Here is a 20,901-nt window from a genome sequence, read left to right as displayed (position 1 = left end):
CCTCATCCGTTCAGGTTTAGCACCACCATGCGCAGATCCGTCATCTCTTCGATCGCATAGCGCGGTCCTTCCTTGCCAAGTCCGCTGTTTTTCACACCCCCATAGGGCATCACATCGTTGCGATAGGTGGAGACGTCATTGACGATCACCCCACCGTATTCCAGTTTCCTCGCCGCACGCATTGCCAGATCCAGGTCACGGGTAAAAATCCCTGCCTGCAAGCCGTATGCGGAATCGTTGGCGATCGCAAACGCCTGCTCGATCGTCTGGTAGGACTGAATCGTCACCACCGGCGCAAATACTTCCAAACCGTTTACTTTCATCTCCGGACGAGTGTCTGCCAGCACGGTCGGGTACAGCAGCGCCCCTTCCCGCTTGCCGCCGTACAGCAGACGCGCTCCCTCTGCCAGTGCTTCTCTGACCCACGCTTCCGCACGAACAGCTTCCTTTTCGCTGATCATCGGCCCAATATCGGTCGCGGGATCTTCCGGATCACCGACCCGCAGTTGCCTGACGCAACCTAGGTATGCTTCGGTAAAGTCCTCGCTCACTTCTTCCTGGACGAGGATGCGCTGCACGGCGATGCAGGCTTGCCCGGCATTGTGAAAGCTGCGCTGTGCAATGATCGCCGCCGCCTGCTGCAGATCGGCATCGCGATGAACGATATTGGGCGAATTGTTGCCCAACTCCAGCGTCACCGGACGGAGACCGCTCCGCTGTTTGATCTGTTTGCCTACTTCGCCTGATCCCGTAAAGGTGTACATCGCGATCCGCTCATCAGCCAGCAGCCAATCACCCACCTCGCTGCCTGCTCCCGTCACAATGTTTACGTGCCCTTTGGGCAACCCTGCCTGTTCGAGGATTTCTACCAATTGGTAAGAGGCAAGCGGCGTAGTGGAAGCCGGTTTGAGTACTACCGTGTTGCCGGCGGCAATCGCAGGAGCTACTTTGTGCGTAGAGAGCAGCAGTGGATAGTTGAACGGCGTGATCGCGGCAATCACTCCACGCGGCACGCGAATGGCGAATCCGATCCGATTTTCCGCACCCGGTGTGGCGTGCAGCGGGACCATCTCGCCTGCGATCCGCGTTGCTTCCTCTGCTGACAGCCGGAGTGTATTGATGACGCGATCCAATTCACCGGCAGCGTCTTTTCGCGTCTTCCCCACTTCTCTCGCTAGTGAAAGCTCCAGTTCATCTCTGCGTTCCGTCGCAATCTCTGCAGCTTTTTGCAGGATTTGTGACCGCTGAAACGGCGTCAGTTCACTTTGCTCAAAGTTCCGCCTGGCTGCCGTTACAGCCTGGCGGACATGCTCTTGCTCAGCTCTGGCAACTCGAGCGAGCAGTTGACCATTGTACTTGTGATAGACCGGGAACGTTTCCTGTGTGGCCATCCACTCCCCGTTGATGTACAGAGCATAAATCGGTTCTCCCATTTTCTTTTCCCCTCCATTACGCATCGGTCAGCAGCTGCCGAACAACGGCTTCGCCCATCTCTTGGGTTGTGGCTGTGCCCCCGATATCGGGCGTTCTCACCTGGCCCTGCAGCAGGACGGCCTCGATACTGTCCAGCAGGTATCGACCCAGTTCGCGATGCCCGAGGTGATCCAGCATCATGCTGATGCTCCAGATCTGCCCGATGGGATTGGCGATCCCTATACCTGCGATATCGGGCGCCGAGCCGTGAATCGGCTCAAACATCGAGGGATACCGCTTCTCTGGATTGATGTTGCCAGATGGAGCCAACCCCAACCCGCCGACGACAGCAGCACCGAGATCGGTCAAAATGTCGCCAAACAAGTTGCTTGCCACAACCACATCAAACTGTTCCGGACGATTGACAAAATAGGCGGCCATAGCGTCGATGTGAAACAGACTGGTCTCGATCTGCGGATAATCTCGGCTCAGTTCGTGTACCACCTCATCCCAGAAGGGCATCGAGTGGTTGATGCCGTTCGATTTGGTTGCGGCTGCCAGCCGCCGTTTGCCGGTTGTTGCTGCCAGCGAGTAAGCGTAGCGAACGACGCGTTCAATGCCATAGCGGGTAAATACACTGTTCTGAATGGCCAGTTCATACGGCGTTCCGCTGTGCAGCCTTCCTCCCATATCGGCGTATTCTCCTTCGGTATTTTCCCGTACCACAACAAAATCCAACTGATCATGTCCCTTTTCGCGAAGCGGGCTGACAAGGCCACGCAGCAGCTTGATCGGGCGAAGATTGACGTACTGCTGAAACGTCCGGCGGATCGGCAGGATCAACTCCCAGACCGAGATGTGATCAGGAACATCAGGCGACCCGATTGCTCCGAGCAGAATCGCGTCAAAGCCCTGCAGGATTTCTAATCCGTCTTTTGGCATCATCACGCCATGGCGCTGGTAGTGAAGACAATTCCAGTCAAATGCAGATGTCTCAAACCGAATTCCACCGTGCAGCTGTTCGATCGTACGAAGCACACGCAGTCCTTCCCTCATCACCTCCGGACCGATTCCATCTCCGGCAATCACGGCAATGGCATAATGATTCATGTCTCACGGCTCCCCTTTGTGAAAGAGTCACCCCCTCACAAAAGCAAGCTTTATGCCAAATCAGAATATTACGACAACAACAGGGGTATGGCTCCATCAATCCGACTGACGTGAAGCATTTTTGTTGCAAACTGCAACATTCCGCTTGCAACACGCAACGCTACGGTTGATATTTTTTCAGTTTGCGCCAAAGGGTTGTTCGATCCATGCCCAGCCGTTTGGCCGCTTCTCCCTTGTTGCCATTGGTCTGGCGCAAAGTAGAGAGGATCAGCGAGCGCTCTGTCTCTTCCCACGATTCCATCACAGCGGCAGTTACCCTATGCTGGTTAAGCTTTTTGCGAAAAAAAGCAACATCCCCGCTTCCCAGATACCGATCCTGCGCAAGCAGCACCATTCGCTCTACGACATTGCGCAATTCCCGTACATTGCCCGGCCATTCGTATTGCTGAAACACCTGATAGATGGTCGGATCCACACCGCAGATCTGCTTGTCAATCCGTTGACTTACCTCCTCTATGATCGAGCAGGTTAACGCCGGTATATCTTCCAAGCGATCACGGAGTGGAGGCAGCTCCAGTGTCAGCACGTTGATCCGGTAGTAGAGATCGGAGCGAAACTGATGTTGTCGGATTAACTGTTCCAAATCCAGATTGGTTGCCGCGACAATCCGGACATCGACCGGGATCAGCTTTTCACCGCCGATTCTGCGCACCTTCTTTTCCTGCAGAACGCGCAGCAGCATGGTTTGAATCGGCAAGGACATCTCGCCGATCTCGTCGAGAAACAGGGTCCCTCCATGTGCCAATTCAAATAATCCAGACTTGCCTCCTTTTTTCGCCCCCGTAAACGCCCCTTCCTCGTAGCCGAATAATTCACTCTCCAGCAAGTTTCCCGGCAAAGCCGCGCAGTTGACCGCCACAAATGGGCCGGAGGAACGACCGCTGATCAGGTGAATCCCTTGGGCAAACAGCTCTTTTCCGGTACCGGACTCTCCCAGGATCAGTACCGTTGCATCTGTTTTGCCGAACTGTTCGGCAAGCTGCCTGATCTCTGTGATTGCCTTGGATCGTCCGACGATTTGTTCCAACCGGTACTTCGCTTCCAGGCCACTCTCCGTAAACTTCTTGCGAATCCGCAATTCCATCTTCTGAATATCGGTGATCTCTTTAAAAGTGGAGACCGCCCCGACGATCTGGTCGTGGAGAATAATAGGCAGTCGATTAATGATAATCTGCCGGTTCAGGATCGTTGCGATGTCGCCAAGCTCCTTCTTGCCGCTAGCCAGGATCCGCAGCATGTCAGAATTGGGAATATAGGTCGTAATCTTCTCCCCAACAATCCCCTCGGGCAGCCCAAGGATCTCGATCGCGTTTCTGTTCACCAATGTGATCACAGCATCTTTGTCTATGGCAATAATCCCGTCGTGGGAGGCATCAAGAATCGCCTGCATATAGGTCTGGATTCCATTCATCTCGCCATTCACCGCCCCGTTCATCCGTACGGTTTTCTATTTGTCCATGAGCAGGCCAAGCTGCCGACATAGATGATCAACTGAACGCATCGCATACTCTTTGCTCACGATTTCTCCCTGCCGGACGATCATCAGGCACGGTACACTTTCAATTCTCAACGCTTGAGCGAGCGCAGGCATCAGGTTAAGATTGGCAGTATAGGGGGAGACAGGGGAGCAGATCTTGGCGGCAACGGCCACCATTCGCTTGGCCAATTGACAGGTACCGCACAGCGGCGTATATAAAAACAGGGCAAAGGATTCCCCATGCTCCAGCGCCCGTTCAATCTGACCTTGATCCCATTCGGGTATGCCTGCTTCAAGCTCTTCCAAGAAAGGTACCCCCTTTTCCTGTCGAAGATGACGATGATGAAAGTGAGAGGATGAGACTGTGATTGATGCCCATATCCATCTGGAACAGTATCCAGACGAACATATCGAATCGCTGATCGAACAGTGGCGAGCAGCCGGGGTGGAGTATGTAATCGCTGTCTCCACCAATCTTCCTTCCTCTTACCGAACACTGGAGCTGCAAACGAGGTTTCCCGATTTCGTCCGTGCAGCGATCGGTTTCCATCCGGAGCAACTTCCTCCAGACGAGACGGAACTGGATGAACTGCTCAGCCTCATACGCCAGGAGCGGCATCGGCTAGCCGCGATTGGAGAGGTAGGACTGCCGCACTACGAACTGTCCCACCTCCCGTCTTCGGCGCTTTTGCATCAGCAGGAACTGCTTGATCGCTATGCGGCGCTTGGCCGTGAACTGTGCCTTCCCTTGCTGCTGCATGCCGTCCATGACAAAGCTGCCCTTGCTCTTGACTGCCTCCAGCGACACCCCGGCATAAAGGCCCACTTTCACTGGTTAAAGGCACCGAAAGCGGTGGTCGCTGAGATTGTGGCTGCAGGCTTTTACCTCTCCCTGACACCAGAGGTTTGCTACCGCGAACGCGATCAGAGGCTGGCCCGACAAATCCCGCTTGAGCAGCTGATGCTGGAGACGGACGGGCCATGGCCCTTTTCCGGACCATTCACCGGGCAAGCGACCAGTCCGATGATGCTATTTGCGGCAGCGAAGACGACCGCATTTCTTAAAGGGGTACCGCCAGAGCAATTGATCAGGCAGTGCACAGAAAATACGCGTCGATTGCTGTCCTGAAGGTGCTACTCTCGCTGTCCATCCTCAAATCGCCATGCTTCTTCGTACTTGATAATCGAGCTTTGGTTGTCCGCTCGATACCAGGCGGTTTTCGTCCCATCAACCGTGCGATAGACAACCTTGTAGATCGTGTTCCCTTTGCCGCTCTCACGAAACGGGCTTTGAGCCGGACTAACCACGTCCACCTGTACCAACTGTCCGCCAAGCGCAGCTATGTTACGCTCGATCTCCTGCTGGTGTACGGCTCTTATGTCTCGTCCTCCAAAAAAGGCGGATACACCGATGACGATGGCAAAAACAAGAAAGGCTAGCACGACGATTTTTGACTTTTTAGCTGGGTCCACTTTTCTCATCCTCTACTTCCTGGTCGTCCATCCCATGGAGAGCGGCATTATGAAGCCGTCGACCTGATCCATTCGCTCATCTCTTTTAGTGCTTCCGCCTGCCAACGATACTCGTCACCGGTTGATTCCGTCTTCCAAGCATAGTATTTTTCCGCTTCTTTTTGAAACTGAACCGCGCGGCGATCCAATTCCGCAATAACCGTCTCCGCTGTGAGGTGAGCATCGCGTTTGTGCGACAGATCTAACCACATCTCCATCTCCGAATAAGCGGATCGCCGACAGTAACACTCCGTCTCTTTTTTCTCCTCCAGCTTGATGATCCACTCATGGGCCTTGGCCAATTCTGCATCCTGTCTGCGCTGCAGTTCCACCTCAATCACTTGAATATCCACGTCTCTGTCCTTCCTTTCGTTGAAAAAGTACAGCCAGCTCTGCGGCTGCCCCAGTCTATGCACGAGCGCCCCTACTGTCTTTTGAGCAGAGGGACAGTCGGATTGTTCTCATTTTACCAATATTTTGGCATGCCTTCATGTCTGGTACATAGCTTCTCTCTCCCACGTGCACGAATATTGGCAGGAAATCGTCATTTTCCTTGTACTTTCATTCGATCCGAGAAGGTTGAAATCCTTATGAAACCAAGGGAAGTTTAAAGTTCAGCTAACAAAATATATTTCAGAATTATTTGCAAATTGTGGTGTAGATATTTTATGCAACGCTAGTGACTCTGTACTAAGCCTAAATTGTACTTGCACGCAAATGAACTTCTTATGAAACGGGATGTAGGATGATGAACTCTTCCTTTTCGTTCCATTTTATTTTGAGTCCAATCGTTTGATTTCCGTCTGTCATCATGCAACCAGAGCACCTTGATTCTTTGATAATCTGCTTTGTTTTCTTATCTAACTCTTCGGTTCCGGACATCTGACCACTTAAATCCGAAGCTTGATACTCCACTTCGCTTATGGACTCTGAACCAATATATTTTAGGGTAAGTTTTTTGTTTTCACTTTTTTGATTTTGTTGACTTATAATGATGGTTGCTTCCCAATTCTTGCTTTTACCTGCAAATGACATGTAATTGACTTTAACGATATTATCCATGATGAAAAATATACCTATGACAAGCGCTATTCCTAACAGCAGCCAAACCAATCTTTTCATATGCTCATCTCCCGCTCGCTGGTCAATAAAGTAGATGAACCATAAGTGTGGTCACCACCTATGGTTCAGTATACACCAAAAATTCCGCTAAATTATTTGCCAATTTTGTATTATGTTGACTATTATCAATCCCCACGAATCTGTTCCGCGTTGAACTGTGACAGTTGACGTAACACCATTTTGAGACGGCGGAACATCAGCTATAGGTTCCCAACTGGCAAATCGGAACCTTCTTCATCCAATTCACTGAAGGGAACGCTAGCAAATACGGTTGTCGCATATCCTTCCGTCTTGTTCCCCTTTGTTTCAGTAACTCTTAATAATTGGGTCGTAGAAATCGTTCCTGCTTCACTTACTTTATCTTTTGATGCTCTGAGTGTTGCGGAAATAGTTCCATCATTTTGTAAATCGGTTATCCCTTTTTTTGCACGTTCAAATAATTGGTTTTTGGGATTTACCAGCTTGGATTCTGACGTCGTTTCTTGTACCGATTCGGCCACCAATTACGAGCTGTACGCCAGGAAACATCATCTTCACGTCAATGTACGTCAAACCGTTGTCGTCCAGACAAACATCTTGTCAATTCCTGCGCTTTCCCGGGAAAGCGGCCCCATGCCTGAAGTAGGATTTTTGCTCAATCCTCCATTGAACGTGCAACCTTCCTCTAATATGCAGCGTCATATAGAGCGAAATCACATCAGAAACAAGGAGGCCGATATGAAAAGAGTACTTTCCGTTTTGCTCTGCACGCTACTGATACTCACCATGATTCCCGTCGCTTCCGCCAAGACCACCTTCCGCGATGTGCCTCGAAATCATTGGGCGTACGAAGCGATTATGGAAATGGCGGACAAAGGGATTATCACTGGCTACAATGACAGAACGTTTAGGCCCAACAATCACATTACTCGCGCTGAGTTTGCGAAAATCATGATCGCTGCAGCCGGGATTGACATCACGTCCGTTAACAAAGTGAAGCAAACCTTTGAGGACGTGGATCGTCGTCACTGGGCGTTCTATTACGTCGAGTTGGCCAAACCGTACCTGACCGGTTACAAGGTCGGCTCTACCTATCTGTACAAACCAAACGAGAAAGCCTTACGGGAGGATATCGCCGTAGCGTTGGTCCGTTTGAAGGGCTACGACCGGACAACCGACCCGGATCTGTCCAAGATCAACCGCTTCCGCGATGATCAGAGAATTTCGGAAAACTTGCGCCCGTTCATTGCCATCGCAGTAGAGACAGGATTGATCAAAGGCTTTGAAGACAACACATTCCGTCCGCTCCACCCGATCACTCGGGCTGAGGCAGCTTCGCTGATCTACCGTGCAAAGCTGGACGAAACCAAAGTGGTCTTCCCGGACGAACCGAAACCTCAGGAGCCGGAACTGCCGAAGAGTGTCAGTGATTCGTTCTCCAAAGACGATCTGGACCACTGGGACGAGCGGGAAGCAACTGCCACTTGGAAAGTGATTAACAATCGTGTCACTGCTTATTCCAGCGACTCCGATCTGGACCACTACTTTCTACCGCTGATCTGGGATGAAAAGAGCAAGCCGAAAAAGTACGAGATCAAGGTTGACGTGATCGCAGACAGGTCAGATGGGCACGGCGGGCTATTCTTCAACGGTAAGGACGGCAAAGCGATTGCGGTCTCCGTCGAGGAAGATAAGCTGCTGGTGGAGAAGGTGGAAGATCCCGAGGAAGACGATACAACCACCATCGCTAGTGTCGATTACGATCTAAAGACGACCAATCAACTGCGAATTGTCGTCGACGGCAATGCCTACGGAATCTATCTGAACGACAAGTTTATGTTTGGTCTGCAGAACCAATCGATTGACAACACCTCGCTGGGACTGTATCTGAAAAAAGAAGCAACGGAAGATCTGCCCCGCGAAATCACCTATTTCGACAACTTCTCGTTCAGAGTATTGAACTAATGACAAAAGACCGTTTTCCGCTACAGATCGGGAAACGGTCTTTTCATGTACCTTCTGATCAGGATGCTGCGATGTCCCCTCGTCACTTTTCTTTTCGGGCCGACTGCTTATGCACGTAGCGAAAGATCCCGCGCAGTTCGTTGTAGGTGCGATACGGTTTGCTCAACAGTCGAAACGGCAGGGAAGAGAGAAAGTGGCTCAGATCCTCGCGAAACTCCTTGGTGATTCGCTTCGGCTTGGAGAGAATCCGGTCCACGTAGCGAACGTAGATTTCTTTCGGCAGGTCTGGTTTGATCACGTGTTCCTTGCCGCAGCTCTCGCACGTTACTTTGTACAGCACGTCGTTGACATAGACGACGGTATGAAGCGACTGTCCCAAACAATCGATGCAGTACAGTTCTGTCTCAAACTTGTTCTCAATCATGGCAGGCACCTCCGTGATCAGCATGGATCAGTTCTTTAGCCGTCTGTTCATCAACCACCAGCTTATGAAAATACCCACCATTTAGAACGCCGCGGATCGCTTCCGCCTTGTTGATCCCGGAGACGACCCCGATCACGGTAGGGATTCGCCGCAAGTCGGCCAAATCAATCCCAATGACCCGTTTGTTAAGCGGAAAATCGATCTCCTCACCACGGTAATCGATAAATCGGGAGCTGATATCACCGATTGCCCCGAATCGCTTCAAATCTTCAATCTCCGCTTTCTTTAGATACCCCATCTCTACCATCGTAGACTCGTACGGAACGCCCACCCCGACTACGGCCAAATCTACTCTGCTTGCTTCATCCAGCAAAGCGTGTATCTCACTCGATTCCAGCAGCTGCTGCTTTAGTTCGACCGTCTCGGCGATGGCCGGTGCATACAGGAATTCACAGGTTCCGCCCAGCTTCTTTGACAGCTCATAAGCCAACTGATTAGCATGGATCTCAATCCGGTTCCGGCCAATACCACCAACCAGTGGCAGCACTTTCACATCAGTGTCCCGATGGTAGGGAAACTCTTGTACGAGGTGATACAGCGTTGTTCCCCATGAGATGCCAACCCTTTTTACATCGCGGATCAGTTTGGATAGATGTAGAGCAGCAGTCTTGGCCACCACCTGTTTTACCAGCTCCGGGCCATCCCCTTCCGCGACTGGCACGACTATGGCTTCATCCAGCGAGTACCGGCTCTCCAACTGTTGTTCCAATTCAACCATACTTACCGTCTCATCCTTGATGATGATCTCCACGATTCCCATTTCTTTTGCCCGCTGCAGCAGCTTGGAGATAATCGGACGGGACACCCCGATCTTCTTAGCGATATCGGCCTGTGTCAATCCCTTCATGTAATACAGTTTGGCTACTCGCACCAGTTCCCTTTTTTCTGTCCAGCTATCCATTCCGATCCCTCTTCACCATGTATTTCTCCATCTATTATAGCAAATAAATGGCAGGCCAGGGCAGATATAACCGCTTGGGCGGCGTCAATCCATACAAGAAGCAAAAGGAAGACAGCAGCTGTCTTCCTCCATTAAGCGTGTTACATCCCACGGTCGAGCAGTTCGCGAAGAGTCACGATAAACGGCTGATCGGTAAACTCGATGTCATCGTAGGTAATGATCGCTCCCTGTTCTACTGACCGTTTGAGTCGCACATGCGGGCCAATCAGGCCGATCGGCAAAGCATTTTGCTTCTGTTTCTCCTCGGCGCTGACGATCCGTCCGTAGGCGGTAAAGCCGCCAATGCCGTCTAATGCTTCCCCAGCAGCGAGAGATTGCTTGGCTACCGCCACTGTTTCAGCAGTCAAGCCATGGTACGGAGCAATGGTTGGCTGTCGGTCAAAAAATGCTCGGGCGATGGTCAGCGGCGTTTCCAAGCTGGTCAGATGGTAAGGGCGATACAGCACATAGTGTGGACCGTTCCCCATCTTCAGATACTTCATCTCGGCGTGTACTTCCGGTTTGTCGGTGGTAATGATCGCAAATACACCGGGAGCTACACCATCCACATAATCGACAATCTGCTTCTGCTTTAGTAGCCCGCCATGCTCCTGCAAGGAAAACAGTGTTGGGAGTTCAGCCAGCTTGGCTTTTGGACCGTGCATCCCGGGAACATCAGGGAGGAAACCGGTCGCATTAGCCACAGCAGTCATCTCAACCATCGTTTTCGTTCCATCCTGGAATGAAGCCAGCATTTTCGGGCTTGCTCCCTTTAGCTGCGCTTCCTCTCGAGCAGAGTCGGGATTGGCCGCCAGATTGAGCGGATTGTTTTTCCCCTTGCCGAGGGCAACAACCTCAAATCCCAGCGCATCTGCAAAGTCGTACAATTCCATCACCGCACCTGGTTCATCTCCCGCAGAGCCGGTATAGACCACTCCAGCAGATGATGCCAGTTTGTGCAGGAGGGGGCCCACCGTCACATCGGCCTCTACATTTAGCATAACAATATGTTTTTTGCTCATAATCGCCTGCCAAGCGATTTGCGCCCCCACATCGGGAATCCCGGTCGCATCGACGATCACATCCACCTGGTCCAGATGGGCGATCATCTCCGCTTGATCGGTAACGATTACCTGCCCCGCAGCAATGGCCTTGTCAGCCTGCTCGCGATCCCCTGTCTCTTTGACCAGCGAAGGGGAAACTCCCGCCTTGGCGTACGCCTGCTTCGCATTTTCCGGAAAAATATCTGCCGTAGCCACTACTTTCATACCGGACATACCTTCAATCTGGGATATCAGCCCTCGGCCCATCTGTCCCGCCCCGATCAATCCGACGCGAATCAAACCTCCTTCTGCAGCAAGGGCCTTTAATCGTCTATTTAATCCCAACATGCTCTCCACTCCCTCTTTTTCTCACAGTATGGTGTTGACACAAACGACCTGTACTTACTTCCTCACAAACGCCAACTCAGTATCGATCGCCAATGGCGGAATCTCTTTCTCCTCCACATGGAGCGTTCCCGGCAGATCCGGAGTGGTCGCTCCATCGAACTTGATCGTACAATGACCGATACTGATCAGCGTTTCATTAGCTTTTTCCCCGACGCTCGTTACCCGATAAGAGTCACCCTCGACAATCAGATAATCGCCGGCAGACACTTCCTTCGTGGTAGGTGATTTCGTATGCAGGACCGCCATGTCGTGCAGTTCGTCCGGTACGTCATCGTTAAAAATGATCAATGTCTTCTCGCGCAAAAAATCTGCCACGAGATCCCCGATTTTTGTCACTTTTGTCTGCAGTAAAACCTCCATCGCTTACCCTCCTGAAGTGTTTATTCTCCACTGTACAAGCCGAAACTCATCAGATAGGCGATCACAACGGCCACCGGTCCGGTGATCAAACGGGACATCAGCACGGCGGGGACACCTACCTCGATCGTTTCCGGCTTTGCTTCTCCCAGCGTCAATCCAACCGGCACAAAGTCACAGCCAACCTGCGGGTTGATCGCAAACAGCGCCGGCAGCGCCAACTGTGGCGGGATATTGCCGCGACCGATCTCCACACCGACGAGAACTCCGACAACTTGTGCGATCACCGCACCCGGTCCCAATAACGGCGACAGGAACGGCAGGGCTGCTACAACAGATATGATCAGCAAACCGATCAGGTTGCCCGCAAGCGGTGAGATCACGTGGGCAAGAAAATCCCCGACACCCGTATAAAGAATGATCCCGATCAGTGTGCTCACAAAAGCCATAAACGGCAGGATATTGCGGATGACCTGATCGACCGTATCGCGGCCAGCCTGGTAGAAGATATTGACCACATTCCCCATGCCGCGGCCGATTCTCTCGATGAAGTTTGGCTTTTTCTGCGGCTTGTTCGCCTGCAGTTCAGCCACCTTCGCCCGTGCTTCATCCTTTAGTTCTTTGGCCGTTTTCGGTTGTGCAGCCGATTCGTCTGTCGGCAAGGCGGCAGCTGTCTCATCGGAAGCATGGATCTGGTCCGCTTTTACTCCTGAGACGAAGTTGTCCTCTTTGATAAAACTGGCCAGCGGCCCTGATGGCGATGCAGCCGTCACGTCTACAGTCAGCACACCCAGTTTGGGATAGACGCCGCAGCGTGCCGTTCCGCCGCAGTCGATCACAACGCAGGCCATTTCTTCCGGCTCCACTTTGCTGCTAAACCCGTCAACCGCAACCCCTCCGGTCAAATCAGCAATTTTTTGCGCAACGGGATGAATCCCTCCACCGGTTACGGATGCGATATACTTTTTTTGATCGGTAGGTCGAATCACCAGTGGCCCGCCCCAACCGCCAGGTCCTTTTGTCACTTGTACGCTACGATAGTTACCCATGTTGTTTTCCTCCTCCCGTGTCGCTTAGGCTGCCTGCGCTTCCCGTTTTTTCATCATCGCCTTGGTAATGTACTCCGTGACGATGCCGCGAATCAGAATCACGATCAGACCGACGAGGAAGAAGCGAATCGCCAACGGCCCCAACGACAGACCAAGCTGTGTAATTCCGGTCGCAATCCCCATATAGACGAATAATTCTGCCGGATTGGCATGCGGGAAAAGACCGGTGATGGGGTGGCAGAAAGAGACGGCCGAATCGTAGAACGCGGGTTTTTGGTGCTCCGGCAGGAACTTGCCAAACGTGTAGGCCATCGGATTGGTCAAGAAAAACATTGACAACACCGGGAACACGGTGTATCGAAGGATGATATTCCCGGTACATTTCTGGGCAAAGCGGCTGATCCGCTCTTCGCCAACGAACTTGATGAAAGCGTTTACGGCAGTGATCAAACAAATAAGCGTGGGAATGATGCCTGTAACCAAACCAACGAATGTTTCACCGCCTTTTTGGAACATCCCGATAAAGCCTTCTGCAATGTGAACAAACATATCCATGCGCTGACCCTCCCTAGATAAAGTAAAAACCAGATGGTCTGCTCCATCTGGCCCGCGGCCCTTATAATCTGATTTGTACGTTGTTTTTACTCCAGATGCTTGCGCCGTTGCTCTTCCACTTTCTCAATCGCCATGTTGAGCGCAATCTCATCTGCTGCCCGTGGGTGCTCAATCCTGCATACCTCAATCGGCTTGCCCACCAGCTCACGCCGTTCGCGAAAGCGGGCAAAAACGGTCAGGCCAGACATCTGCTTGCATCTGGTGACGATGCCGTCCTGGTCGGTCGTGATCATGACAACGGCTCCACGCCCGAAGCGTCGCTTGCTGACGCCAACGCCCATGTAACCGTTTGCCTGTTGCTGCATCTCATAGAAGTGCTGCTGATAGTGTTTCGACTGACGCAAGGTAAAGTAGACCTGCAGCAGCCACATGCCGACGAAGACAAGGATGAAGATGCCCCACGAAGCCAACCCGTCCCCTCCTTCTTTTCAAATGTTCCTTACAGTTACAATTGTAAAACAAGTCTGCTTGCAAGTCAAGAGAGTCGTTCCTTTTTTCAGAATCGTCTGGTCATGGCATCTTCCATAAAGGCAAACGAGTAAACAAGACGAACAGCAGGAAGTTGAGCAGTGCTGATCCCAGAAACACATACGTCGCACCAAACCACTCCGTCACGTAACCGGCGCTGTAGATCGCAAACGGCAGCGCCAGCTTGAACATAGAGCCGGTCAGTCCGGCCACTCTGCCGATCAGGTGAGCAGGGGTCGACTCTTGACGGAAGGCGAGGATGCAAATCACGTACACCGTACTGAACAGCCCTTCCAGAAATAAAGAAAGCGCCATGATCCAGACGTTGGTGGCGAAGCACATCAGCAAGAAAGATAGGCTGACCAATAACATCATCGTTCCCATCAGATGGCCTGTCCGATACATTTTCCGCCACTTGTCCACGACCAAACTGGCAACCAACCCGCCCAAACCGGACGAACAGAGGACCAGGCCAAGCGTGGAGCTCTCCAGCTCCATCGTTTCTTTGCCAAAATAGACAATCATGGAGCTGTACATTCCTTCGGCAGCACTGGTGCAGGCGACAATCAGGGTCAACGACCACAGCAAGCGGTTGTTCCGCAGCTGCTGCCAGCCCTCTTTAAAATCCTGCCAGAACGTTGTTTTCCCTGTCACCGCATCTGGCTCTAACCCCTCCAGCTGGCTAGATGCGATCCACCCCATCAACAAGGCAATCGACGTGATCAGCAGGCCGCTTTTCAAGTCTGAGAGCATCAGGATGAAACCGGAAAAAGCAGGCCCCATCACGCTGACCAGCGTAGTGATCAGGGCGAACTTAGCATTGGCCGAAGTGAGCAGCGTGTTCGGAACGACGTGTTTGACAATCGTAGTCTTAGCATTTTCATAACTGTAGTTGCAGGTCATCAGCACAAACCCGACCAGATAAAAGATCCAGATGTAGATCGTTCCCGTATACAACATCGCATACAAACCTGCCAGCAATACAACCTGAATCAAGATCGCAGAAAGCATCAACCGTTTTTTGTTTACCCGATCGGCAATCACTCCGATAAACAACGCCAGCAGCAGGTTGGGCAAATATTCGATTGCCCGCATTGTTCCCATCACAACGGACGACTGGGTCAAATCGTACAGAATCAAGGGCAGTGCCAGCGCGTAGATTTTGTTTCCCACTCCGATGATCATCGCTGTTATGAAAACAACCAAAAAATTGCGGTATCGCCAGACGGAGAGCGCCTGTTCCGATTGCGGAACGCCAGTTTCTGTGCTCGCCAAGCGTGGACACCTCCAGATTGGTGGGGAAACGATGAAACCAACATATTCTTTATTTTGCTCGAATTAGATTTTTTTGTCAATTATGGTTATGTTGAGCTTCGGGGACCTGTCAATGGAAGAGCGGCTCGACTGGGAGTGTATTCCCAGTCAAACCGCTGTCACACAGGAAAAAGGCATACCGTTACGAGTGAATCCCGCGCCCCAGCCACTTGGCCGCTGCTTCCATCAGGGTCTCTGAAACAGTTGGATGGGGGTAGATCATGGCGGCCATTTCCTCGACAGTTCCCTCCAAATGAATAAAGGCGGACGGGGTGGCAATCATCTCTGTGACATGCGGACCAACCATCACGGCACCGAGGATTTCGCCGTACGTTTCTTCCGCGATCAGCTTGACGAAACCCTCTGTCTGGCCCAATGACAGAGCCTTTCCGTTGCCGGCATGCTGATAGACGGAGGTTTTAACCTGATACCCACGCTTTCTGGCCTCTTGCTCTGTGAGGCCAACGCTGGCAATCTCAGGATGGGTGTAAATGCAACGAGGCACGATGCGATCATCCATCTCCACCTGCTCCCCTGCCGCGTTCCGGGCGGCAACACTTCCTTCCGCACTGGCGGCATGGGCCAACTGCCATCCCCCGATCAGATCCCCTACCGCATAGACACCATCCATACTTGTCTCCAACTGCCGGTTCACTTGTACAAACGGTCCATCCATCTCCAAACCTAGTTGGCCGACACCGGATAGGTTCGGCTTGCGGCCGACTGCCACCAAAAGTTCTTCTGAATGAAGCTCTTCTCGCTCCCCTGAGGAATGGGTCAGCGACAGGATTTGCTGACCATCTCTGACTGCCGCTGCCTCCACTCTCGTGTTGGTCATGATCGTGATCTGTTTTTTCTGTAAAGCTTTCGTCAGTGCTGCTGCCACATCGGCATCCTCTGACGGTACGATCCGCTCTGCCATCTCCACGATTGTCACCTTGGCGCCCAGTGATTGGAAGATGCAGGCGAACTCGACGCCGATGACACCGCCGCCGATGATGGTCAAGGAAGTCGGAATGCTGGTCACTCCGAAGATCGTATCACTTGTATGGTACCGGACCTGATCCAGCCCGCTGATCGGGGGAACAAACGGAACGGAGCCAGTAGCGAGAATCACCTTGTCAGCCCGGATTGATTCGTCCGTTTCACCGGCGATCGCGATGGTCCGATCAGGCTGCACCGTGCCGAGCCCGCGGTAGACATCAATCTTGCCTGCTTTGAGCAGCGCGGCGATTCCCGTCCGCAGCCGTTGGATCACCTGGTCTTTGCGAGCCATCATCTTGTCCAGTGAAAGGACCAGTTCGCCGGTCTCGATGCCCCATGCTTTTGCCTGCTTGATCTCATCAATCAGTTCTGCGTGGCGCAGCAGTGTTTTGGACGGGATGCAGCCGCGATTGAGACAGGTGCCGCCCAATTCACCCGCTTCGATCAATGCAGTACGCTTTCCTCGTTTCGCCGCGACGATCGCCGCCACATAGCCGCCGGGACCGCCTCCCACTACGGCGATATCGTAGCTTTTCATCTTTGGTTCCTCCTCTCACTTCCCCTTCGTTTAGACGATTAGTTGATAGGGTTTCTCCAGCAACTCCTTGACGTCCTGTAAAAAGTGAGCGGCTGGCGCACCGTCAATGACGCGATGGTCAAAAGAGAGACTCAACGTCATCATCGGACGCAGCACGATGTTCCCGTCCGTTCCGACTGGTTTTTCCTGAATCCGTCCCACTCCGAGAATCGCTGATTCTGGCTGGTTGATGATCGGCGTAAATGCGTCGATGGCGTACATGCCGAGATTGCTGATCGTAAACGTGCCGCCGCTCATGTCATCGGGCAGGAGTTTGTTCTCTCTGGCTCGCATGGCCAGGTCCTTACACTCCGCTGTCAGTTGGGCAAGTCCTTTTTGATCGGCGTTTTTGACCACTGGCACGACCAAGCCGTCCGGGATAGAGACGGCCAACCCGATGTTGACGTATTCATGGAACAGAATCGTGTCGCCCTGCAGAGAAGCGTTAACCGATGGATGAGATGCGAGTGCAGCAGCTACCGCCTTCATCAGGATTTCCGTATACGACAGGCGCTGCCTCACTTTTTGCTCGACCACTGGCAGCAGTTCCTGACGCATCGCCACGGATGCGCTCATATCCACCTCCGTCGTCAACGTGACATGTGGAGCGGAGAATGCACTCTCTGCCATTCGCTGGGCGACGATCTTGCGGATTCCTGCCAGTTTGATTCTCTTTTTGACTGCTCCATTTTCTGTCGCTGATTGCGTCGATTGGTTCAGTCGCGCAGCTTGCACATCCTGTTTGCGAATCTTGCCGCTCACGCCGCTGCCTGTAACAGTCGACAAGTCAACCCCTTCCGCTTGAGCTACCTTTTGAGCCAACGGAGTCGCTTTTACAACTTCTGGTGGACGACCTGCGCCGGCTTTAGCGGCATACGCTTCAACGTCAGCTCTGTGTATGCGTCCGTTTGCTCCTGAGCCGTTTACCTGATGGAGGTCCACCCCATGCTGCCTCGCCGCCTTGCGTGCCGCAGGCGTTGCCCGCACTTTTTCGGAAGCACCCGAATCTTCCTCCTGATCAGCAGCTTTCGTCACTTGATCATCGATGGAGGGAGAGTCCCCCTGCTGCTCCGCTTCCCTGTTTTCGGCATGATCGACAGGCGGCGGCGTATCAGGAACCTGTTCATCAGGTGATCCGATGTAGCCGATAATCTGATTGACTGGAACCACCTCGTCCGCACCGTAATATACCTTGATCAAGGTACCGGAAGCGTACGACTCCACTTCGATGTTGATCTTGTCCGTCATCACTTCCAACAAGAGGTCGCCTTCCTTGACTTCCTCCCCCTCCTGCTTGAACCACTGCAGAATCGTCCCTTCTTCCATCGTCATGCTCAGCTTCGGCATGAAAACTCCCGTTGCCATCCTCTCACTCCTTTCCCTATCGAGTCATCAGGCGCGGTTTATCGTCTCTCGCACGGCCTGTATAATATCTTCCTCCTGGGGGATGGCCGCCTTTTCCAGGATCGGATTATACGGTATCGGGATGGCCCCCCCCCAGTCGTTTGATCGGCGCATCCAAGTAGTCAAATGCTTCACTCTCGGCGATCATGCTGGCGATCTCGCCGCCAAATCCACCCCGCTTCACTGCTTCGTGCACGACCACCAACCGGCCTGTTTTCTTTACGGACGCGATGATGGTCTCCTCATCCAGCGGCACCAGGGTTCGCGGATCAACAACCTCCACACTGATCCCTTCTTTTTCCAACTCACTGGCGGCTGCCAGCGCTTTGTGTACCATGATTGCTGTCGCCACAATGGTGACATCGCTGCCTTCTCGCTTGATATCCGCCTTGCCGATCGGGATGGTGTAAGACTCTTCCGGTACGTGTCCCTTGGTGCGGTAGCAAAGTTTATGCTCGTAAAAGATCACCGGGTTGTCATCCGCAATGGCCGCCTTCAGCAGTCCTTTGGCGTCGTATGCGGTGGACGGCTGGATCACTTTCAGACCAGGCACGTGTGCCATCCAGGCTTCCAGACTTTGCGAGTGTTGCGCGGCTGCCCCCGTGCCAGATCCGGCCGGAGTGCGAACCACCATCGGCACTTTTCCCTTCCCGCCAAACATGTAGCGGTTCTTAGCTGCCTGATTGACCAGCTGATCCATCGCAATCGTCATAAAATCAGAGAATTGCAGTTCAATAATCGGGCGCATGCCAGTCATCGCGGAGCCGACGGCCGCACCAGCGATCGCTGCTTCGGAGATGGGAGTATTCCGTATCCTCTCAGGTCCAAACTCCTCGATCATGCCCCGCGTCACGCCAAAGGCGCCTCCGTAGACGCCAATGTCCTCTCCCATCAGGTACACATCTGGATTAGCTCTCATCTCCTGGCTCATCGCTTCCCGCACTGCTTCCAGATAAGTGATCTCTCTCATTGCGTTTTTCTCCCCTCTCTCTAGCGAACTCACGCGTACACGTCTTCTTCCAGCGTATCCAGCGACGGCATCGGGCTCTCTTCGGCAAACTTGACCGCTTGTTCGATCGCTTCTTTCGCCTGCCGCTCGATTTCGTTCGCCTGCTCTTCGGTGAGGATGTTTTCTTTGAACAATACTTGTTTCATCCGTTCTATTGGGTCGCGATTGGTTCTCCAGTCCATCTCTTCTTCGCGCGTGCGGTACTTCTTGGCGTCGCTCTTGGAGTGTCCTTTCCAGCGGTAGGTTTTTGCCTCGATCAGAGTCGGACCGTCGCCACGACGGGCACGCTCCACTGCCTCTGCAACCGCATTCATGACTGCGAAAATGTCATTTCCGTCCACGATCACACCCGGTATCCCATACGAACCGGCGCGGTCAGCGATGTTTTCGATGTTGACCATCTCTTTCACCGGACCAGACATCCCGTACTGGTTGTTTTCACAGATGAAGACGGCGGGCAGTTTCCAGATGGACGCCATGTTGAGCGATTCGTGGAAGCTGCCCTCGTTGCTGGCTCCATCGCCGAAAAAAGAAAGTGTCACATAGCCGAGCTGTTTCATTTTTGACGTCAGGGCCGATCCAACTGCTATCGGGATACCTCCGCCAACGATACCGTTTGCCCCCAGATTCCCTTTATCCACATCGGCGATATGCATCGAGCCGCCTTTTCCTTTGCAATATCCCGTCACCCGGCCAAACAGTTCCGCCATCATCCGGTTCACGTCCGCTCCTTTGGCGATGCAGTGGCCGTGGCCGCGGTGGGTACTGGTGATTTTGTCCTCCTCCCGCAGGACAGCACAGGCCCCGGCAGCAGATGCCTCTTGTCCGACACAGAGGTGGGTCGTCCCGTGGATCAAGCCTTTGGCAAAAAATTGGTCCACTTTTTCATCAAAGAAGCGGATCAGCCACATCTGATGAAGCAGGTCGGAAAGCTTTTCCCGACTAACCATTGCTGGCAGGCTAAGTGTAGTAGTCATGGCGATTCCTCCTTTATGGTCATGGTCACAAAAAAAGTCAGATGGGGAACACCCCACCTGACCCGCGGTCCAAGTGTCGGAGAACTACAGCCGGGAAGCGAACTCTTCCTTCTGCTTCCGCTGGTATTCTTCCTTTGATACCTTCTCGATCGAGATGATAAACACGTCTTCTTTTCCTTCACAAACCCATCTGTCAGAGTCAAACAGCTTATACACTTTCGTTCCGGGAGTTACTTTTTCCAGCGGCTTCACCCTGCGTCACCTCCGGACCTTTACATTTGTTCTCGCTTGTTACACTTGTAACCACATTATAAAAATGATCCGACTATTATGTCAAGTGCTGTACGCGACTCTGTCAGATGAGCGCTTACTCTTCGCCAAACTTGCTCTCGATTAACTGTACCAACGTATCGATGGCTTCACGCTCATCGGTGCCTTCGGCTCGGATGGTCAGTACTGTGCCTTTTGCCGCTGCCAGGGACATCACGCCGATCACACTCTTGGCATTAATCTCTTTACCGTCTTTTATCAGAGTAATCTCTGCCTGAAACTTGGATGCTGTTTTGACAAACTCTGCAGCCGGACGGGCATGAAGTCCTGTCTTGTTCTGAATCGTCACTTGTTTTTCCATGTT

The 20,901-nt window shown here is 52.6% G+C and carries 23 protein-coding genes and 1 pseudogene; 2 read left to right on the top strand and 22 right to left on the bottom strand.

What is annotated here, in order from left to right:
• Positions 1 to 2: 2 nt before the first annotated feature.
• From LOK74_RS07765 to LOK74_RS07750, 4 genes are all read right to left on the bottom strand, one after another.
• The gene (locus tag LOK74_RS07765) at positions 3 to 1,433 is read right to left on the bottom strand and encodes an aldehyde dehydrogenase family protein (RefSeq protein ID WP_230046067.1); all 1,431 of its coding nucleotides are present in this window, start codon (positions 1,431 to 1,433) and stop codon (positions 3 to 5) included.
• A gap of 16 nt (positions 1,434 to 1,449) precedes the next feature.
• A complete protein-coding gene (locus LOK74_RS07760) occupies positions 1,450 to 2,523 on the bottom strand; it encodes a tartrate dehydrogenase (protein WP_230046066.1) in 1,074 nt (357 codons plus the stop codon).
• A 160-nt stretch (positions 2,524 to 2,683) separates the two neighbouring features.
• Positions 2,684 to 3,994 carry a sigma-54 interaction domain-containing protein gene (locus tag LOK74_RS07755; RefSeq protein WP_230046065.1) on the bottom strand — a complete coding sequence of 437 codons (1,311 nt, stop codon included), beginning with the start codon at positions 3,992 to 3,994 and terminating at the stop codon, positions 2,684 to 2,686.
• A 36-nt stretch (positions 3,995 to 4,030) separates the two neighbouring features.
• Positions 4,031 to 4,366: a thioredoxin family protein gene (locus LOK74_RS07750; RefSeq protein WP_230046064.1), complete on the bottom strand. Its 336-nt coding sequence runs from the start codon at positions 4,364 to 4,366 to the stop codon at positions 4,031 to 4,033.
• 58 nt (positions 4,367 to 4,424) lie between these two features.
• Here LOK74_RS07750 and LOK74_RS07745 point away from each other — a divergent pair, with 58 nt between their 5' ends.
• On the top strand, positions 4,425 to 5,189 hold the full coding sequence (locus LOK74_RS07745; protein ID WP_230046063.1) for a TatD family hydrolase: 765 nt from the start codon (positions 4,425 to 4,427) through the stop codon (positions 5,187 to 5,189).
• A gap of 5 nt (positions 5,190 to 5,194) precedes the next feature.
• On the opposite strand, the gene LOK74_RS07740 is transcribed toward LOK74_RS07745, so the two are convergent.
• The 4 genes from LOK74_RS07740 to LOK74_RS07725 all read right to left on the bottom strand — a co-directional run bounded on the left by LOK74_RS07740 (position 5,195) and on the right by LOK74_RS07725 (position 7,194).
• Positions 5,195 to 5,542 (bottom strand): hypothetical protein, encoded by a 348-nt coding sequence (locus tag LOK74_RS07740; protein WP_230046062.1) that lies wholly within the window; start codon positions 5,540 to 5,542, stop codon positions 5,195 to 5,197.
• Positions 5,543 to 5,580: 38 nt separating this feature from the next.
• Positions 5,581 to 5,925 (bottom strand): hypothetical protein, encoded by a 345-nt coding sequence (locus LOK74_RS07735; RefSeq protein ID WP_230046061.1) that lies wholly within the window; start codon positions 5,923 to 5,925, stop codon positions 5,581 to 5,583.
• A gap of 373 nt (positions 5,926 to 6,298) precedes the next feature.
• Positions 6,299 to 6,694, bottom strand: coding sequence for a hypothetical protein (locus LOK74_RS07730; protein WP_230046060.1), 396 nt, complete (start codon positions 6,692 to 6,694; stop codon positions 6,299 to 6,301).
• A 200-nt stretch (positions 6,695 to 6,894) separates the two neighbouring features.
• Entirely contained in the window at positions 6,895 to 7,194 is a 300-nt protein-coding gene (locus tag LOK74_RS07725) for a hypothetical protein (protein ID WP_230046059.1), read from the bottom strand.
• A 217-nt stretch (positions 7,195 to 7,411) separates the two neighbouring features.
• Here LOK74_RS07725 and LOK74_RS07720 point away from each other — a divergent pair, with 217 nt between their 5' ends.
• Entirely contained in the window at positions 7,412 to 8,638 is a 1,227-nt protein-coding gene (locus tag LOK74_RS07720; protein ID WP_230046058.1) for an S-layer homology domain-containing protein, read from the top strand.
• Positions 8,639 to 8,720: 82 nt separating this feature from the next.
• Here the strand turns inward: LOK74_RS07720 and LOK74_RS07715 are convergent, their stop codons facing one another.
• From LOK74_RS07715 to LOK74_RS07650, 14 genes and pseudogenes are all read right to left on the bottom strand, one after another.
• Positions 8,721 to 9,062, bottom strand: coding sequence for a hypothetical protein (locus tag LOK74_RS07715; protein ID WP_230046057.1), 342 nt, complete (start codon positions 9,060 to 9,062; stop codon positions 8,721 to 8,723).
• Positions 9,055 to 10,023, bottom strand: coding sequence for a sugar-binding transcriptional regulator (locus LOK74_RS07710; RefSeq protein ID WP_230046056.1), 969 nt, complete (start codon positions 10,021 to 10,023; stop codon positions 9,055 to 9,057). Before LOK74_RS07710 ends, LOK74_RS07715 begins: the two co-directional genes overlap by 8 nt.
• A 140-nt stretch (positions 10,024 to 10,163) precedes the next feature.
• Entirely contained in the window at positions 10,164 to 11,453 is a 1,290-nt protein-coding gene (locus LOK74_RS07705; RefSeq protein WP_230046055.1) for an NAD(P)H-dependent oxidoreductase, read from the bottom strand.
• Positions 11,454 to 11,507: 54 nt separating this feature from the next.
• Complete coding sequence (locus LOK74_RS07700; protein WP_230046054.1) at positions 11,508 to 11,873, bottom strand: PTS glucitol/sorbitol transporter subunit IIA; 366 nt, start codon at positions 11,871 to 11,873, stop codon at positions 11,508 to 11,510.
• Positions 11,874 to 11,893: 20 nt separating this feature from the next.
• Positions 11,894 to 12,919, bottom strand: coding sequence for a PTS glucitol/sorbitol transporter subunit IIB (srlE, locus tag LOK74_RS07695; RefSeq protein WP_230046053.1), 1,026 nt, complete (start codon positions 12,917 to 12,919; stop codon positions 11,894 to 11,896).
• 24 nt (positions 12,920 to 12,943) lie between these two features.
• On the bottom strand, positions 12,944 to 13,474 hold the full coding sequence (gene srlA, locus LOK74_RS07690) for a PTS glucitol/sorbitol transporter subunit IIC (RefSeq protein WP_230046052.1): 531 nt from the start codon (positions 13,472 to 13,474) through the stop codon (positions 12,944 to 12,946).
• Positions 13,475 to 13,560: 86 nt separating this feature from the next.
• Positions 13,561 to 13,944 (bottom strand): transcriptional regulator GutM, encoded by a 384-nt coding sequence (locus tag LOK74_RS07685; RefSeq protein WP_230046051.1) that lies wholly within the window; start codon positions 13,942 to 13,944, stop codon positions 13,561 to 13,563.
• A 100-nt stretch (positions 13,945 to 14,044) separates the two neighbouring features.
• On the bottom strand, positions 14,045 to 15,277 hold the full coding sequence (locus tag LOK74_RS07680) for an MFS transporter (RefSeq protein ID WP_230046050.1): 1,233 nt from the start codon (positions 15,275 to 15,277) through the stop codon (positions 14,045 to 14,047).
• Between the two features lie 181 nt (positions 15,278 to 15,458).
• Positions 15,459 to 16,838, bottom strand: a complete 1,380-nt coding sequence (gene lpdA, locus LOK74_RS07675; RefSeq protein ID WP_230046049.1) for a dihydrolipoyl dehydrogenase — start codon at positions 16,836 to 16,838, stop codon at positions 15,459 to 15,461.
• A 30-nt stretch (positions 16,839 to 16,868) separates the two neighbouring features.
• Entirely contained in the window at positions 16,869 to 18,242 is a 1,374-nt protein-coding gene (locus tag LOK74_RS07670; RefSeq protein WP_230046048.1) for a 2-oxo acid dehydrogenase subunit E2, read from the bottom strand.
• 27 nt (positions 18,243 to 18,269) lie between these two features.
• Positions 18,270 to 19,251: pseudogene (locus LOK74_RS07665) on the bottom strand (alpha-ketoacid dehydrogenase subunit beta).
• A gap of 29 nt (positions 19,252 to 19,280) precedes the next feature.
• Positions 19,281 to 20,267 carry a thiamine pyrophosphate-dependent dehydrogenase E1 component subunit alpha gene (locus tag LOK74_RS07660; protein ID WP_230046047.1) on the bottom strand — a complete coding sequence of 329 codons (987 nt, stop codon included), beginning with the start codon at positions 20,265 to 20,267 and terminating at the stop codon, positions 19,281 to 19,283.
• A gap of 84 nt (positions 20,268 to 20,351) precedes the next feature.
• Positions 20,352 to 20,519: a hypothetical protein gene (locus LOK74_RS07655; RefSeq protein WP_230046046.1), complete on the bottom strand. Its 168-nt coding sequence runs from the start codon at positions 20,517 to 20,519 to the stop codon at positions 20,352 to 20,354.
• 115 nt (positions 20,520 to 20,634) lie between these two features.
• Positions 20,635 to 20,898 (bottom strand): HPr family phosphocarrier protein, encoded by a 264-nt coding sequence (locus LOK74_RS07650; protein ID WP_230046045.1) that lies wholly within the window; start codon positions 20,896 to 20,898, stop codon positions 20,635 to 20,637.
• Positions 20,899 to 20,901 lie beyond the last annotated feature (3 nt).

Source organism: Brevibacillus humidisoli (genome assembly GCF_020923435.1).
Classification (GTDB): Bacteria; Bacillota; Bacilli; order Brevibacillales; family Brevibacillaceae; genus Brevibacillus_E; species Brevibacillus_E humidisoli.
Note: the sequence above shows the minus strand (reverse complement) of the source record. Positions and strands in the feature narration are given on the sequence as shown.